This window comes from Shinella sp. BE166 (assembly GCF_051201095.1).
Lineage (GTDB): Bacteria > Pseudomonadota > Alphaproteobacteria > Rhizobiales > Rhizobiaceae > Shinella > Shinella lacus.
On record NZ_JBPEHL010000003.1, the window covers coordinates 520,346 to 535,454 of the forward strand.

Annotated in this window: 14 protein-coding genes; 12 read left to right on the plus strand and 2 right to left on the minus strand. The window is 65.0% G+C overall.

What is annotated here, in order from left to right; genetic code table 11:
- Positions 1-59 precede the first annotated feature (59 nt).
- Positions 60-1,043: an arabinose ABC transporter substrate-binding protein gene (locus J2Y63_RS09775; RefSeq protein WP_435265921.1), complete on the minus strand. Its 984-nt coding sequence runs from the start codon at positions 1,041-1,043 to the stop codon at positions 60-62.
- 187 nt (positions 1,044-1,230) lie between these two features.
- Between J2Y63_RS09775 and J2Y63_RS09780 the strand changes: the two genes are divergently transcribed.
- The 6 genes from J2Y63_RS09780 to J2Y63_RS09805 all read left to right on the plus strand — a co-directional run bounded on the left by J2Y63_RS09780 (position 1,231) and on the right by J2Y63_RS09805 (position 7,494).
- On the plus strand, positions 1,231-1,998 hold the full coding sequence (locus tag J2Y63_RS09780; RefSeq protein ID WP_435265922.1) for a FadR/GntR family transcriptional regulator: 768 nt from the start codon (positions 1,231-1,233) through the stop codon (positions 1,996-1,998).
- Positions 1,999-2,032: 34 nt separating this feature from the next.
- Positions 2,033-3,181, plus strand: a complete 1,149-nt coding sequence (gene dgoD, locus J2Y63_RS09785; protein WP_435265923.1) for a galactonate dehydratase — start codon at positions 2,033-2,035, stop codon at positions 3,179-3,181.
- An 11-nt stretch (positions 3,182-3,192) separates the two neighbouring features.
- Positions 3,193-3,969, plus strand: a complete 777-nt coding sequence (locus tag J2Y63_RS09790; RefSeq protein ID WP_435265924.1) for an SDR family oxidoreductase — start codon at positions 3,193-3,195, stop codon at positions 3,967-3,969.
- Between the two features lie 141 nt (positions 3,970-4,110).
- Positions 4,111-5,826 (plus strand): IlvD/Edd family dehydratase, encoded by a 1,716-nt coding sequence (locus J2Y63_RS09795; protein WP_435265925.1) that lies wholly within the window; start codon positions 4,111-4,113, stop codon positions 5,824-5,826.
- A gap of 10 nt (positions 5,827-5,836) precedes the next feature.
- Positions 5,837-6,742 carry a dihydrodipicolinate synthase family protein gene (locus J2Y63_RS09800; protein WP_435265926.1) on the plus strand — a complete coding sequence of 302 codons (906 nt, stop codon included), beginning with the start codon at positions 5,837-5,839 and terminating at the stop codon, positions 6,740-6,742.
- A 47-nt stretch (positions 6,743-6,789) separates the two neighbouring features.
- Complete coding sequence (locus J2Y63_RS09805; protein WP_435265927.1) at positions 6,790-7,494, plus strand: FadR/GntR family transcriptional regulator; 705 nt, start codon at positions 6,790-6,792, stop codon at positions 7,492-7,494.
- 231 nt (positions 7,495-7,725) lie between these two features.
- On the opposite strand, the gene J2Y63_RS09810 is transcribed toward J2Y63_RS09805, so the two are convergent.
- A complete protein-coding gene (locus tag J2Y63_RS09810) occupies positions 7,726-8,931 on the minus strand; it encodes an ROK family protein (RefSeq protein WP_435265928.1) in 1,206 nt (401 codons plus the stop codon).
- A gap of 142 nt (positions 8,932-9,073) precedes the next feature.
- Between J2Y63_RS09810 and J2Y63_RS09815 the strand changes: the two genes are divergently transcribed.
- The 6 genes from J2Y63_RS09815 (at position 9,074) to J2Y63_RS09840 (ending at position 15,105) form a co-directional block, all read left to right on the plus strand.
- On the plus strand, positions 9,074-10,312 hold the full coding sequence (locus J2Y63_RS09815; protein ID WP_435265929.1) for an extracellular solute-binding protein: 1,239 nt from the start codon (positions 9,074-9,076) through the stop codon (positions 10,310-10,312).
- A 68-nt stretch (positions 10,313-10,380) separates the two neighbouring features.
- Entirely contained in the window at positions 10,381-11,265 is an 885-nt protein-coding gene (locus J2Y63_RS09820) for a carbohydrate ABC transporter permease (protein WP_435265930.1), read from the plus strand.
- A complete protein-coding gene (locus J2Y63_RS09825) occupies positions 11,265-12,110 on the plus strand; it encodes a carbohydrate ABC transporter permease (RefSeq protein WP_435265931.1) in 846 nt (281 codons plus the stop codon). Before J2Y63_RS09820 ends, J2Y63_RS09825 begins: the two co-directional genes overlap by 1 nt.
- Entirely contained in the window at positions 12,107-13,126 is a 1,020-nt protein-coding gene (locus J2Y63_RS09830) for an SIS domain-containing protein (protein WP_435265932.1), read from the plus strand. Before J2Y63_RS09825 ends, J2Y63_RS09830 begins: the two co-directional genes overlap by 4 nt.
- Positions 13,127-14,050: a PfkB family carbohydrate kinase gene (locus tag J2Y63_RS09835; RefSeq protein WP_435265933.1), complete on the plus strand. Its 924-nt coding sequence runs from the start codon at positions 13,127-13,129 to the stop codon at positions 14,048-14,050. It begins immediately after the preceding gene.
- Complete coding sequence (locus J2Y63_RS09840) at positions 14,047-15,105, plus strand: ABC transporter ATP-binding protein (protein ID WP_435265934.1); 1,059 nt, start codon at positions 14,047-14,049, stop codon at positions 15,103-15,105. The genes J2Y63_RS09835 and J2Y63_RS09840 overlap by 4 nt, the downstream gene beginning before the upstream one ends.
- Positions 15,106-15,109: the final 4 nt, after the last annotated feature.

Below are 15,109 nucleotides of genomic sequence, written 5' to 3' on the forward strand. Positions count from 1 at the left end.
CCCCGCAAAGAGGCCCGGCGGCAGCACGCCGCCGGGATGACATCACCTTGGGAGGATGATTATTCGATGCCGAGGTCCTTGCGAACCGTCTCGTAATTGTCGCGCAGCGCGACCTGGCCGGCGGTCAGGATCAGCTTTTCCGGCTCCTTGCCGTTGGCGATCCACTCATACATGTTGAGCGCGGTCTCATAGCCGTGACGCTTAGGCGAGATGATCACGGTGCCGAAGAAGCCGGTGGCAGAGGGTTTCTTGAACTCGTTGATCGCCGAATCCGCACCGCCGATGCCCACGCCGATCATGCTGTCGGCGGCAATGCCGACGCTTTCAGTCGCGCGCACCGCGCCGAGCACGGCCTCGTCATTGAGGCCGACGGCGACCCAATGCTTGACGCCGGCATTCTTGTTGAGAACGACGGTCGAGGCGTTGAGCGCCGCTTCCGTGTCTGTCTTGGCCTGCGGGGCGTCGAAGATGTTGGCTTCGGGGAAACCGGCGGCCTTCAGCACGGAGAGCGCACCGTCGACGCGGTCGACGGCGGTCGGCAGCTGATCGTAGGAAACGCGGATCGCGCCGACGTCCTTCATGTCCCAGCCGCGCTTCTTGATTTCCTCGACGATCGTCTGGCCGACGGCCTCGCCGATCTTGGTGGCGGAGATGCCCATATGCGGCACGTCCTCGATCGGGCTGCCATCGGCATTGACCAGGCGGTCGTCGACGGTCATCAGCTTGAGCTCGTTGGCGGCTGCCTTGGCGACGATGCCGGGGCCGAGCTTCACATCCGGCGTGCAGACGATGAAGCCCTGCGCGCCCTGTGCGCCGAGATTGTCGATCGCCGACTGAACCTTCTCGCCGTCCTCAGCGCCGATCTTGACGAGGGTGAAACCCTTCTCCTTGGCGGCCTCGTCGGCGAACTTCCATTCGTCCTGGAACCACGGCTCTTCCGGCTGCTTCACGATGAAGCCGATCTTCACGTCGGCGGCGAAGGCGGAGGTCGCGGTGAACACGGCGACGGTGCCAGCCAGGATGGCTGCTTTGATAAAGCCCATTGTCTCTCTCCCAAATTAACTGCGCTTGCAGTGGGCTTTGGTGTAATGTCTTTCATCATATTCGTCAATTGCGTTTGTATGATGAATTAAATATCAGTGTATGATAGTAATGTCGGGATGACGCGAATCCGGTCGTCGCCTTCGGGCGGGAAACGGGATATGCATCGCGGACGGAATGGGGTGGAGAATGGCTGTGCAGGAACAGGATGAGCGCGTGAGCGCGCCCGAAGGCGAGGCGCCGGTGCGCCGCCCGCGCGTACAGAAAAACATTACGCGGGCGATCGCCTCGGATATCTGCGCCGACGTCTTTCCGGTCGGCGGCTTCCTGCAGACGGAAAACGAACTGTGCCTGCGCTACGGCGTCAGCCGCACGGTCATCCGCGAATCGCTGAAGATCCTCGAATCCAAGGGCCTTGTGCGCGGTCGTTCGCGCGTCGGCACCGTTGTCTGCGCCAAGGAGGAGTGGAACATCCTCGACCAGCAGGTGCTGGAATGGATCGGGCCGCGCATCTTCGAACTCGACCTGTTGAAATGCGTGCTCGACGCGCGCCGCGCCATCGAACCCTTCGCCGCCGAATTCGCCGCCGAACGCGCGACGGTGCAGGAAGTGGCCGAAATCGAGCGGGCCTGGGAGCAGATGCGCGACGCCGAGGGTGATGTCGCGCGCTTCACCGAGGCCGACGTCGCCTTCCATGCCGGCCTGCTGAAGGCCAGCCACAACCAGGTGTTCATGCAGCTTGCAAGCATCATCCGGGCGGCGCTGGAATTCTCGCTCTACGCCTCCAACGAGGCGGTGGATGCACGCGGCGAAGCCGTCGAGATCCACAAGCAGCTCGTCGAGGCGCTGCGCATGCGCGACAAGGCGGCGGCGCGCGACTGCTCGCACCGCATGCTCGACCTTGCCGCGCGCGACCTGGCGCTCGCCATCCGGAAACATCCGCCCGCCGGCGAATGACCGCGCCCTTTATCCTTCTAAGACGAGTATCATCATGAAGATCACGAAGCTGACGACCTATATCGTGCCGCCGCGGTGGCTGTTCCTGAAGGTGGAGACGGACGAGGGCATCGTCGGCTGGGGTGAGCCGGTGGTGGAAGGCCGTGCGCTGACCGTGCAGGCGGCTGTGGAGGAACTGTCGGACTACCTCATCGGCAAGGATCCGCTGCTGATCGAGGATCATTGGCAGGTGATGTATCGCGGTGGCTTCTATCGCGGCGGGGCCGTGCATATGTCGGCACTCGCCGGCATCGACCATGCGCTGTGGGACATCAAGGGCAAGGCCTATGGCCAGCCGATCCATGCCCTGCTCGGCGGCCAGGTGCGCGACAAGATCAAGGTCTATTCGTGGATCGGCGGCGATCGCCCCGCGGACGTCGCCAACAATGCCCGCGAGGTCGTCGCCCGCGGCTTCAAGGCGATCAAGCTCAACGGTTGTGAGGAAATGCAGATCGTCGATACCTGGGACAAGGTGGAGAAGGCGGTCGAAACCATCGCGACGATCCGCGAGGCGGTCGGCCCCTATATCGGCATCGGTGTGGATTTCCATGGCCGGGTGCACCGGCCGATGGCCAAGGTGCTGGCCAAGGAACTCGAACAGTTCAAGCTGATGTTCATCGAGGAGCCGGTGCTGTCGGAAAACCGCGAGGCGCTGAAGGAGATCGCCAATCATTGTTCGACGCCGATTGCCTTGGGCGAACGGCTCTATTCGCGTTGGGACTTCAAGTCGGTGCTGGCGGACGGCTATGTCGATATCCTGCAACCAGACCTGTCGCATGCCGGCGGCATTACGGAATGCCGCAAGATCGCGGCGATGGCGGAGGCCTATGACGTGGCGCTGGCGCCGCATTGCCCGCTGGGACCGATTGCGCTTGCCGCCTGCCTCCAGGTCGATGCCGTCAGCTACAACGCGTTCATCCAGGAACAGAGCCTCGGCATCCACTATAACAAGGGCAATGACATCCTCGACTACATCTCCAACAAGGAGGTGTTCCACTACGCCGACGGCTTCGTGTCGATCCCGCAGGGACCGGGCCTCGGCATCGAGGTGGACGAGGCCTATGTCATCGAGCGGGCCAAGGAAGGCCATCGCTGGCGCAATCCCGTCTGGCGTCATGAGGATGGCAGCGTGGCCGAGTGGTAAGGAGAACGGATATGGCTGGACGTCTTGACGGAAAACGTGTCGTCGTCACGGGTGCGGCGCAGGGCATCGGCCTTGCCATTGCCGAGGCCTTTCTTGGCGAAGGCGCGAGCCTCTTCCTGATCGATCGCGATGGCGACCTGCTTGCGGCGGAAGCAGATCGGCTTCGCACCGCCGGTGACCGAGTTGCCCATGCACCGGCGGACATCACGGATGCGGACGCCATCGAGCGCGCCGTCGCCGTTGCGACCAGCGAGATCGGCCGACCGAATGCGCTCGTCAACAATGCCGGCGTCAACGTGTTCTTCGAGCCTCTAAAGCTCTCCGATACCGACTGGCAGCGCTGCTTCGACATCAACCTCAAGGGTGCCTGGAATTGCAGTAAAGCCGTGCTGCCGGGCATGATCGAGGGCGGCGGCGGCGTCATCCTCAACATCGCCTCGACGCATGCCTTCACCATCATCCCGCACACCTTCCCCTATCCCGTCGCCAAACATGCGCTGCTCGGCATGACCAAGGCCCTCGGCCTCGAATATGCCGGGCAGGGGGTTCGCGTAAATGCGCTGGCGCCCGGTTACGTGCGCACCCAGAAGGCCGTCGAATACTGGAACAGTTTTCCCGATCCCATCGCAGCAGAAGCGGCGACGATGAAGCTCCATCCGGGCGGGCGCATCGCGACGCCGGAAGAGATCGCCAAGGCCGCTCTCTTCATGACATCCGATGAGTGCCCCTTCATGAACGCCACCTGCCTGACGGTGGATGGCGGCCTGAGCGTCCTGCATCACCCCTGAACACCCACACCGTCAAACCACCTAAACCTCCGGCGCACCCTTCGCCGGAGGTTTTTCTTTGCTCGTTCCTCGCTTGACCAATAATAACTCCGATTATATGAGAATAATGAAATCGGCACGCCATTGAGACGAGGAGGGGACATGTCCCGGAAATTGCGGTCGCAGCACTGGTTCGGCGGAATGGACAAGGATGCGTTCATTCACCGGAGCTGGATGAAGAACAACGGTTTGCCGGACGACGCCTTCGACGGGCGGCCGGTCATCGGCATCTGCAACACCTTCTCCGAGCTGACACCCTGCAACGCGCATTTCCGCGGGCTGGTCGAGCATATCAAGGCGGGCGTGCTGGAAGCGGGCGGCCTGCCCTTGGAATTCCCGGTCTTCTCCTGCGGCGAATCGAACCTGCGCCCGACCGCCATGCTCTTCCGCAACCTCGCCTCGATGGATGTCGAAGAGGCGATCCGCGGCAATCCGATGGACGGCGTCGTGCTGATGGCGGGCTGCGACAAGACCACGCCGTCGCTGGTCATGGGCGCCGCCTCCTGCGACCTGCCGTCCATCGTCATTTCCGGCGGGCCGATGCTGAATGGTCGGCTGAAGGGCCGCACGATTGGCTCCGGCACCGATGTCTGGAAATTCTCCGAGGACGTGCGTGCCGGCGTCATGTCGCAGAAGGATTTCCAGGCCGCCGAAAGCGCCATGTCGCGTTCACCCGGCCATTGCATGACCATGGGCACGGCCTCCACCATGGCCTCGATGGTGGAAGCCCTCGGCCTGGCGCTGCCCGGCAATGCCGCCTATCCCGCCGTCGATGCCCACCGGGCGCGGCTGGCGCGGCTTACCGGACGCCGGATCGTGGAAATGGTCGCCGAGGACCTGCGCCTGTCCCAGATCCTGACGCGGGAGGCCTTTGCCAATGCCATCCGCATCAATGGCGCGATCGGCGGCTCGACGAATGCCGTCGTGCATCTGCTGGCGATCGCCGGTCGGATCGGCACCGAACTGACGCTCGACGACTGGGACAATTTTGGTCGCGACGTTCCGACGATCCTCAACCTGATGCCATCGGGCGCGTATCTGATGGAGGATTTCTGCTATGCCGGCGGCCTTCCCGTCGTCATGAAGGAGATCGCCGACCTTCTCCACCTCGACGCCCTGACGGTGACGGGGCAAAGCGTCGGCGCCAATATTGAGGGCGTCGAGAACTACGATGACGACGTCATCCTGCCGCGCGACAAGGCGCTGACCGCGAGCGGCGGCATCGCCGTGCTGCGCGGCAATCTCGCGCCCGGCGGCGCCATCATAAAACCCTCCGCCGCGACACCGGCGCTGATGCAGCACCGCGGCCGCGCCGTCGTCTTCGAGACGATCGACCACTACAAGGCGTGCATCGATGATCCGGCGCTGGAGATCGACGAGACCTCGATCATGGTGCTGAAGAACTGTGGCCCCAAGGGTTATCCCGGCATGGCCGAGGTGGGCAACATGGCGCTGCCGCAGAAGCTGCTGAAGCAGGGCGTGCGCGACATGGTGCGCATTTCCGATGCCCGCATGTCCGGCACGGCCTTCGGCACCGTGGTCCTGCACACGGCGCCGGAAGCCGCCGTCGGCGGCACGCTTGCGCTGGTCGAGGATGGCGACTGGATCGAACTCGACGTCGCGGGCCGCAGGCTTCATCTCGATGTCGATGAGGCCGAACTCGGGCGGCGGCGGGCCGCTTGGAGGGCGCCGGTTCCCGCGATGACCGGCGGCTACCAGGGCCTTTATGTCGAGCGCGTCATGCAGGCGGATACGGGCGCCGACCTCGATTTCCTCGTCGGCAGTCGCGGCCACGCGGTCCCGCGCGAAAGCCATTGAGGAGGTGTGTATGAACGATTTTCGTGTCGAAGACCTCCACGGCATCCATGCCATTCTCTATGCGCTTTTCGACGGCGAGGAGAGGCTCGACCGCGCGGCGATGCGCCGGCAGACGGAAATATGCCTGGCGAGCGGCGTGCATGGGATGGCAGCGCTCGGCCTCGCGACGGAAGCCGCCAAACTGGATGAGCGCGAACGCATGGCGGTCATGGACTGGGTGGTGGAGGATACGGCCGGCCGCGTGCCCGTCGCGCTGACGATCTTCGGCGCCTCCGTCGAGGAGCAGGTGCGGCAGGTACGACATGCCACCGCCGCCGGCGCCGACTGGCTGATCCTCCAGCCGCCGATGGTCGGCCAATATTCCGCCGCCGAATATATCCGCTTCTTCGGCCGCGTCGCCGACCGCACCGACCTGCCGCTTGCCATCCAGAACGCGCCGGCCTTGATGGGCCGCGGGCTGACGGCCGCCGACATCCGCGAACTGGTGCGCCAGCACCCGAACATCCGCCTGGTAAAGGGCGAAGGGCCGGTCGTCGACATCGCCCACCTTATCGAAGTGACAGAAGGGCAACTGCCGGTCTTCAACGGCCGCGCGGGGCTGGAACTGCTGGAGAACCTGCGCATCGGCTGCCGCGGCCTGATCCTGGCGCCCGATTCCATCGATCTTGCCGTGCGCGCCTACGAGTTCTTCTGCGATGGCTGGGACGAACACGCGGAGGAGGAATACCGCCGCATGCTGCCCGGCGTGGTCTTCACCATGCAGGGCATCGAGAACCTCATCTGCTACGGCAAGCGCCTGTTCGGCGAGCGCGCGGGCATCGCCATCCACGACCGCGCACCAGCCATGCGGCCGACATCGATCGGCCTCGACATGACCCGGCGCTACGCCGCCTCGATGGGTGGCTTTCCCGAATAAAGGCGACGGTCTATGAACGAGGGAGAAAAGCAGGGGAGAGGGCGCGCATGAAGGTCATCGCTCGGGAGGATCGCGGCCTGCCGGCCCGCATCGCAGGCGATATCGGCCGGCGCATCACGCTTGGCGAGTTGAAGGTCGGCGACACCCTGCCGAAGGAAGCCGACATGCTGGCCGGCCTCGGGGTCAGCCGCACAACGCTGCGCGAAGCGCTGAAAATCCTCTCGACCAAGGGCTTTATCGAAGCGAAACCCCGCCTGGGCACACGCGTGCGGGCGGCGGAGCACTGGAACACGCTCGATCCGGTCGTACTCTCCTGGCAGGGCGACGCCGACGACCAGGAGGCGCTTGCCGAAGAACTCTTCGAGATCCGCCTGTCGATCGAGCCGCTGGCCGCGCGGCTGGCCGCCCGGCGGGGCTCGGCGCGCGAACATGCGCAGATCCGCGCCGCCTTTCTGCGCATGGCGGAAGAACGGGCCGGCCTCGACGAGGCGATCGAGGCGGATATCGACTTCCATCTCCAAATATTCCAGGCGGCGCACAATCGTTTCCTGCTGCCCGTCGCCTCGGTCATCCGCGCCGCCCTGTCGATCAGCATTCCCAAGACGATGGCGGCATCCGGCGGGTTCGGCCAGTCGCTGGCCCAGCACGAAGCGATCCTCATTGCCATCGAAGCGCGCGACGAGGAGAGGGCCGCCAGCACCGCCGGGACCCTGATCGCCTCGACCTACAAGCGGAATTTCCAGACGGCCTGAGCAGGTGTCAGAAAAAAAGAAGCCCCGCACGAAGCGGGGCAGCGAGCGCCACGGTTTGGCTCCCAATGACGCGGGGAAGCTCGCGGGTTACGCGAGTGGTATCCGGATAAGGTCTTGCCCCCGCGCAGGGAAGGTCTGATTCGGCGATTCCGGTACGCCTGTGCAAATAAATTGCATCCCCGTACACTTTTGCCCGCCCCTTGAGCAAAAAATGCCTACGCAATGGGCAGATCAGGAGGCTTCCTTCAGGATCGCCGAGAAGAGCGGATCGAAGGCGCGGCGGATGGGCTCGGCGGCGGCGCCGAGTGCAACGGCCCAGGGGCCGATCATGCCGAGTTGCAGGCGCGGCAGCGCGCGGCCCTGGCGATCGGCATTCGACGGGATGAGGGGGAACATTTCGGCGAAGAGGCGCTTGGCCAGCGGTTCGGGCGCGCTGCCGGAGAGGATGACGGTCTCGGGGTCGAAGATCGTCTCGACCATGTGCACCGCATGGCGCGTGTCGGCGGCGGCGCCCGCCAGCCATTCCAGCACGCGCGGATCGTCTGCCAGCGTCAGCCGCTCGACTTCGGCATAGGCTTCGGTGGTCGCCGAATCGAGGCCGAGATGCTGGAAGAGCGAGGCGAGCGAGGCACGGTGCTCCAGCGGCGACTGCACCCCACCGCGCGAAAACAGCACCATACCGATCTCGCCGGCATTGCGGTTGCTACCGGTATAGAGCTCTCCCCCGAGGATGAGGCCGGCGCCGATGCCGTAGCCGAAATAGATGCAGACGACATGGTCGAGGCCGTCGGCCGAACCGTTCATCCGCTCTGCCGTCGCGCAGGCGCTCGCATCGTTCTGGAGGCTGGTGGCAAGACCGGTGCCAGCGGCGAGCGTTTCCACCAGCGGGAAATCCTGCCACTGCGCCATCATCCAGGTATCATCGTCCGACGGTTCCAGCCCGAATGGCCCGGGCATCGCCACGCCGAGCCCCGCGAGCCGGTGCGCCGATTCCGGAATACGGCCGGCAAGATCCTGGCGCACGGCCTCGATGAGGCGCAGGATAAGCTTGCTGCCTTCCGCAGGGCCGCCAGGCGGCAGGTTCGCCATGGCCCGAGCAACCTCGCGCCCGAGCAGGTCCACGGCGACGACGCGCGTCAGGTGCCGGTCGATCTGCACGCCGAGCGCGAAGGCCCCCTCGGGCACCAGCCGGTAGGGCGTCGAGGGCTGGCCGCGCGCGCCGCGCACCACATCCTCCGAGGCGACGAGACCGTCCGCCTCCAGGCTTTCGATGAGGTTCGAGACAGTCTGCTTGGTGAGCCGCGTGGCGCGGGCGAGATCGGCACGGGAAAGCGGCCCATTCAAGCGGATGGCCTCGATGAGGACGCGCCGGTTGTGGGCGCTGGTGCCTTCCTGATTGGTCCCGCTCTTGGCCCGGATCGTCCGCAGTTCGTTCATCGGCACTTCCCTCTTGACACCATTTGAATAATACAGAACATTTAAGTCAAGCCATTTGACTTAATAAGAGACCAGAGAGTTTCAGGGAACGGTGGGGCCTGGTGCCGCGCCGAAACGACTTCACAAACAGGAGGACGCGATCATGTTCAAATCCATAAAGAAGACCTTGCTCGGTGCAGCGCTGATTGCGGCCGTGTCCGCCCCGCACGCCTTCGCGGAGACGACGCTCAACGCACTCTTCATGGCGCAGGCCGCCTATAGCGAAGCCGATGTGCGCGCCATGACCGACGCCTTCACGAAGGCGAACCCGGACATCAAGGTGAACCTGGAATTCGTGCCTTACGAGGGTCTGCACGACAAGGCCGTGCTCGCGCAAGGGTCCGGCAGCGGCTACGACGTCGTGCTGTTCGACGTGATCTGGCCGGCCGAATATGCGACGAACAACGTGCTGGTGGATGTTTCTGCCCGCATCACCGACGACATGAAGAAGGGTGTTCTGCCGGGCGCCTGGACGACCGTCGATTATGACGGCAAGTCCTATGGCATGCCGTGGATCCTCGACACCAAATACCTGTTCTACAACAAGGAAATCCTCGAAAAGGCCGGCATCAAGGCACCGCCGAAGACCTGGGCCGAACTCAGCGAACAGGCGAAGGTCATCAAAGACAAGGGCCTGCTCGCCACGCCCATCGCCTGGAGCTGGTCGCAGGCCGAAGCCGCGATCTGCGATTACACCACGCTGGTCAGCGCCTATGGCGGCGCGTTCCTGAAGGACGGCAAGCCGGCCTTCACCGAGGGCGGCAGTCTCGAAGCACTGACCTACATGGTCGACAGCTACAAGTCCGGCCTCACCAACCCGAACTCCAAGGAATTCCTCGAAGAGGACGTGCGCAACGTCTTCCAGAACGGCGAGGCGGCCTTCGCGCTCAACTGGACCTACATGTACAACATGGCCAATGGCGGCGAAGACAGCAAGGTCAAGGGCAAGGTCGGCGTCGTGCCGGCACCGGGCGTCGAGGGCAAGAGCGAGGTTTCGGCCGTCAACGGCTCGATGGGCCTCGGCATCACCGCGACGAGCAAGAGCCCGGAAGAAGCCTGGAAATACATCGTGCACATGACCTCGCAGGAAACGCAGAACGCCTATGCGAAGCTAAGCCTGCCGATCTGGGCCTCGTCCTACGAGGACCCGGCCGTCACCGCCGGCCAGGAAGAGCTGATCGCCGCCGCCAAGCTCGGCCTTGCTGCCATGTATCCGCGCCCGACCACGCCGAAATACCAGGAGCTTTCCACGGCCCTGCAGCAGGCCATCCAGGAAGCCCTGCTCGATCAGGCTTCGCCTGAGGATGCCCTGAAGTCGGCTGCGGAAAACAGCGGCCTCTGATCACCCGGACTTGCGGGCGGCTCCGGCCGCCCGCACACTGACCACCCAGACGATATGAAGAGGACGCTATGTCCAGCACCTGGATGACGACCCGGGCATGGCTGCTCATGCTGCCGCTTCTGGTGATCATGATCGCCGTGATCGGCTGGCCGATGATCGATACGGTCCGGCTGTCCTTCACCGATGCCAAGCTGGTCGGCACGGGCGGCAATTTCGTCGGCATCGACAATTATGTGAAGATGCTGTCGAGCAGCAATTTCCAGCGCGCGCTCTACGCCACCACCTGGTTTGCCGTGGTCTCCGTGACCGCGGAGATGGTGATCGGCGTGCTCGCGGCCCTCCTGCTGAACCAGCAATTCTATGGCCGCGCCGTGCTGCGTGCCCTGCTGATCCTCCCCTGGGCCTTGCCGACCGTCGTCAACGCGACGCTGTGGCGGCTCATCTACAATCCGGAATACGGCGCGCTGAATTCCGCGCTGACCCAGATCGGCCTGCTCGACAGCTATCGCTCCTGGCTCGGCGAGCCGGGCACCGCCATGACGGCGCTGATCGTCGCCGACTGCTGGAAGAACTTTCCGCTCGTCGCCCTCATCGCGCTGGCCGCCCTGCAGGCCGTGCCGCGCGATATCACCGCCGCCTCGCTCGTCGACGGCGCTGGCCCCTTCAACCGCTTCCGTTTCGTCATCCTGCCCTATCTCGCCGGCCCCCTGATGGTGGCGCTGGTGCTGCGCACCATCGAGGCCTTCAAGGTGTTCGACATCATCTGGGTGATGACGCGCGGCGGCCCGGCCAATTCGACGCGCACGCTGTCGATCCTCGTCTATCAGGAAGCCTTCTCCTTCCAGCGCGCCGGCTCCGGCGCATCGCTGGCGCTGGTCGTCACGCTGATTGTGACAGTGCTGGCGGTCGGCTACGGCATGCTCGTGCGCCGCACCGCGGGGAGCGCCACCTGATGGAACGCCGCAGCCTTCTCGCATCGATACTCATCCACGGCGCGGCCCTGCTGCTCGCCGCCGTCATCCTGGCGCCGATCTTCTGGCTCTTCGTGATGAGCATTTCGCCGGCCGCCGATCTCGTCGCGCGACCCTTGAAGTGGTGGCCGAGCGCGATGGATTTTTCGCGCTACGCCACGCTGCTCTCGACCATTCCGAACAGTGCGGGTGCGGCCTTCGTCGCCTCGCTTGTCAACAGCATCTTCGTCGCCGGCATGGCGACCATCGCGGCGATCGTGCTCGCGGTTCCGGCCGGCTGGGCCGTGTCGCGCACGCCGTCGATCGGCTGGTCGCTGTCGCTGGTGATCGCCACCTATATGCTGCCGCCGGTGGCGCTTGCCGTGCCGCTCTATATGGCGCTCGCGACCGTCGGGTTTCTGAACTCGGTGTTTGGCCTGGCGCTCGTCTATCTCAGCATTCTGGCGCCCTTCACCACCTGGCTGATGAAATCCGGCTTCGACGGCATCCCGCGCGAAATCGAGCAGGCGGCGATGATGGATGGCGCGAGCCTGTTTGCCACGCTGCGCATCGTCACCCTGCCGCTCGCCATGCCGATCGTCGCGACCTCGGCGCTCTTCGCCTTCCTGCTCGGCTGGGACGAATTCTTCTATGCGCTGCTCTTCACCTCCGACCAGGGCGCGCGGACTCTGACGGTCGCTATAGCCGATCTCGCGGGCGGGCGGGTTTCCGACTACGGGCTGATCGCCACGGCCGGGGTGCTTGCCGCACTGCCGCCGGTGCTGGTCGGCCTCATCATGCAACGTGCCCTGATTTCGGGCCTCACCAGCGGTGGTGTGAAAGGATGACGATGAACACGACGACACGACCGGAAGGCCTTCAGGCAATCGACCGGGAAATGGCCCGGCAGCATGCCGATGCGCTCACCTCCTTCCACAGCAATCGCGAGATGGCGGAGAAGGCCGCCGCCAGCCTGAAGCGCACCGGCAAGCTTTTGCTGCTTGGCATGGGCGGTTCGCACGCCGTCGGCCGCGCCGTCGAGCCGCTCTACCGGCGTCTTGGCATCGACGCGATCGCCCTGCCTCTCTCCGAACAGCTCGGCGCACCGCTCACGCTTGACGGCCGCACGGTCTTCATTACCTCGCAATCCGGCGAAAGCGCCGAGGTGCTGCGCTGGTTCGAGGAGACAGGCGGTAATGCCGAGACCTTTGGCTTTTCGCTGGAAGGCAGCTCCTTCCTCGCCCGCACGGCGCCCTGCCTCGTCGGCGCCGGAGGCACCGAGCAGGCCTTTGCGGCAACCCGCAGCCTGACGGTGAGTTTTGCGCTGCACCTCGCCATCCTCGCCGCTTTGGGCGAAGACCCGGCACAGGCGATCAACGCACTGGAAAACCCGCAGGAGCCGGCAATCGATCACGCGCTTGCAACGCTCTCCGGCGTGCGCTCGGTGGTGACATCCGGGCGGCATCTGCAAGGTCTCGCCGAGGCCATCGCGCTTGGCCTGACGGAACTTTCGCGCGTGCCGTGCTTCTCGCTGGAGGGCGGGCAGTTGCGGCATGGGCCGATGGAGATGCTGTCGCCGCAGATGGGCGTCATCCTCTTCCGCGGCGACGATGCGACGGCCGACTTGGTGACGGCGATGGCGACCTCGGTGGTCGAGGCCGGGGCGAAGCTGGTACTGTTCGACGCTTCTGGCCGGCCGCCGGTCGCGGGCGCTGCGACGATCACCTTCCCAGCCCTCAATGGTCTTGCCGCTGTCTTCGCCATGCTGCCGACCGCCCAGCGGCTGATGATCGCCTTCGCCGCCGCGCGCGTTGACAATGCCGGCACGCCGGTGCGCTCGACGAAGATTACCCGGAGTGAATGAGTGAGACCGCTTGCCGTCGTCGGAAACGTCAATGTCGACCTGATCATGGGGCCGGCCGCTCCCTGGCCGCAGCCGGGCACGGAGACCATCGTCGACCATGACGAGCTGCGCGTCGGCGGCTCGGCAGGCAATTCGGCGCTCGCCTGGATGGCGCTCGGCACGCCCTTCGAAATCGCCGCCAGCATCGGCGCCGACCAGTTCGGCGCCTGGTTGGCGAACGGTTTCGGCGATCACGCACGGCATTGGCCGGTGCATGGTGACAGCACGACGCTCTCCGTCGGCATTACCCATCCGGATGGCGAGCGCACCTTCTTCACGACGCGTGGACACCTGCCGCTGTTCAGCCTGGAGGATGTCCTTGCCGTGCTCGACGGCCCGCGGCTCAAGGGCGGCATTGTGCTCCTTTGCGGCTCGTTCCTGACGGAGAAGCTAGTGGAAGACTACGACCGTTTCTTCGACTGGGCGGATCGCCATGATATCGCGGTGGCGCTCGACACCGGCTGGCCGCTGGATGGCTGGACCGAGCGGAACAAGGCGGCGGCAAGGAGATGGCTGTCACGCTGCCGGATCTCACTGTTCAACGAGGTGGAGACGACGAGCCTTGCGGGCGTCTCCGATCCCGAAGAGGCGGCACATGTTTTGCGGCAGGGCATGCCGGCGGACGCGATCGTCGTGGTGAAATGCGGGCCGAACGGCGCGATCGCCGTGGATGCGAACGGCACGGTCTTCCGCGCCGATGCGCCGCGCGTCACCGTCGTTGACACGATCGGCGCGGGCGACGTCTTCAATGCCGCGTTTCTCGCGTCCTTTGCGGCGGGCGAGGGGCTGGAAGCGAGCCTAACCGCCGGCATCAGCGTCGCCTCGCGCGCCATTTCCACCCACCCCAGAACCTACGCACCCACCTTGCAGGAAGCCGTGGCATGAGCACCCTGACGATCAGCGCCATCCGCAAGAGCTACGGCACCGTCGAGACGCTGAAGGGCATCGACGTCGCGCTCGAAAGCGGCGAGTTCCTCGTGCTGCTCGGGGCGTCCGGCTGCGGCAAGTCCACGTTGCTCAACATCATCGCCGGCCTCGCCGAGCCGACGAGCGGCGACATCCGCATCGACGAGCACTCGATCATCGGCGTGCATCCGAAGGACCGCGACATCGCCATGGTGTTCCAGTCCTATGCGCTCTATCCCAATCTCACCGTGCACCGGAACATCGGCTTCGGCCTGGAAATGCGCAAAGTCGACAAGGCCACGCGCGACCGGGCGGTGCATGAAACGGCAAAGCTGCTGCAGATCGAGAACCTCTTGGACCGCAAGCCCGGCCAGCTTTCCGGCGGGCAGCGCCAGCGCGTTGCCATCGGCCGCGCGCTCGTGCGCAATCCGAAAATCTTCCTGTTCGACGAGCCGCTGTCGAACCTCGACGCGAAGCTGCGCATGGAGATGCGCACCGAGCTGAAGCGCCTGCACCAGTTGACGAAGACGACCGTCGTCTACGTGACGCATGACCAGATCGAGGCGATGACGCTCGCCACCCGCATCGCCGTTATGCGCAATGGCCGCATCGAACAGCTCGACACGCCGGAAACCATCTACAATCGTCCGGCGACGCTCTATGTGGCGACTTTCGTCGGCGCGCCGCCGATGAACCTGCTGGCGGGAGCGGCGGACAAGGGTGGTGTGCGGATCGACGGTACGGATATCGCCGTACCGGGCCTCGAAAACGTTCCGGCGGGCCGCCGCCTGGTGCTCGGCATCCGGCCGGAGGCGATCGGGGCGTCCGGGCAGGGGCTGCCGCTTGCGGCGCGTTGCGAGGTGGCAGAATTGACCGGGCCGGAGCTTGTCGTCACGGCCACCATCGGCAGCCAGCGCCTCGTCGCGACCCTGCCGGCCTCGACAAAAATCAAGCCGGGCGACGAAATAGCGCTTAGCGCCGACCCCGCCCTGTTCCACGTCTTCGACGCGGAAACAGAACAGCGCCTGAACTGATCCG

Coding starts and splice junctions, on each gene's coding strand:
- J2Y63_RS09805 (WP_435265927.1), top strand. CDS start 6,790: ATGAAGGTCATCGCTCGGGAGGATCGCGGCCTGCCGGCCCGCATCGCA.
- dgoD (WP_435265923.1), top strand. CDS start 2,033: ATGAAGATCACGAAGCTGACGACCTATATCGTGCCGCCGCGGTGGCTG.
- J2Y63_RS09815 (WP_435265929.1), top strand. CDS start 9,074: ATGTTCAAATCCATAAAGAAGACCTTGCTCGGTGCAGCGCTGATTGCG.
- J2Y63_RS09830 (WP_435265932.1), top strand. CDS start 12,107: ATGACGATGAACACGACGACACGACCGGAAGGCCTTCAGGCAATCGAC.
- J2Y63_RS09825 (WP_435265931.1), top strand. CDS start 11,265: ATGGAACGCCGCAGCCTTCTCGCATCGATACTCATCCACGGCGCGGCC.
- J2Y63_RS09790 (WP_435265924.1), top strand. CDS start 3,193: ATGGCTGGACGTCTTGACGGAAAACGTGTCGTCGTCACGGGTGCGGCG.
- J2Y63_RS09780 (WP_435265922.1), top strand. CDS start 1,231: ATGGCTGTGCAGGAACAGGATGAGCGCGTGAGCGCGCCCGAAGGCGAG.
- J2Y63_RS09775 (WP_435265921.1), bottom strand. CDS start 1,043: ATGGGCTTTATCAAAGCAGCCATCCTGGCTGGCACCGTCGCCGTGTTC.
- J2Y63_RS09800 (WP_435265926.1), top strand. CDS start 5,837: ATGAACGATTTTCGTGTCGAAGACCTCCACGGCATCCATGCCATTCTC.
- J2Y63_RS09810 (WP_435265928.1), bottom strand. CDS start 8,931: ATGAACGAACTGCGGACGATCCGGGCCAAGAGCGGGACCAATCAGGAA.
- J2Y63_RS09795 (WP_435265925.1), top strand. CDS start 4,111: ATGTCCCGGAAATTGCGGTCGCAGCACTGGTTCGGCGGAATGGACAAG.
- J2Y63_RS09820 (WP_435265930.1), top strand. CDS start 10,381: ATGTCCAGCACCTGGATGACGACCCGGGCATGGCTGCTCATGCTGCCG.
- J2Y63_RS09840 (WP_435265934.1), top strand. CDS start 14,047: ATGAGCACCCTGACGATCAGCGCCATCCGCAAGAGCTACGGCACCGTC.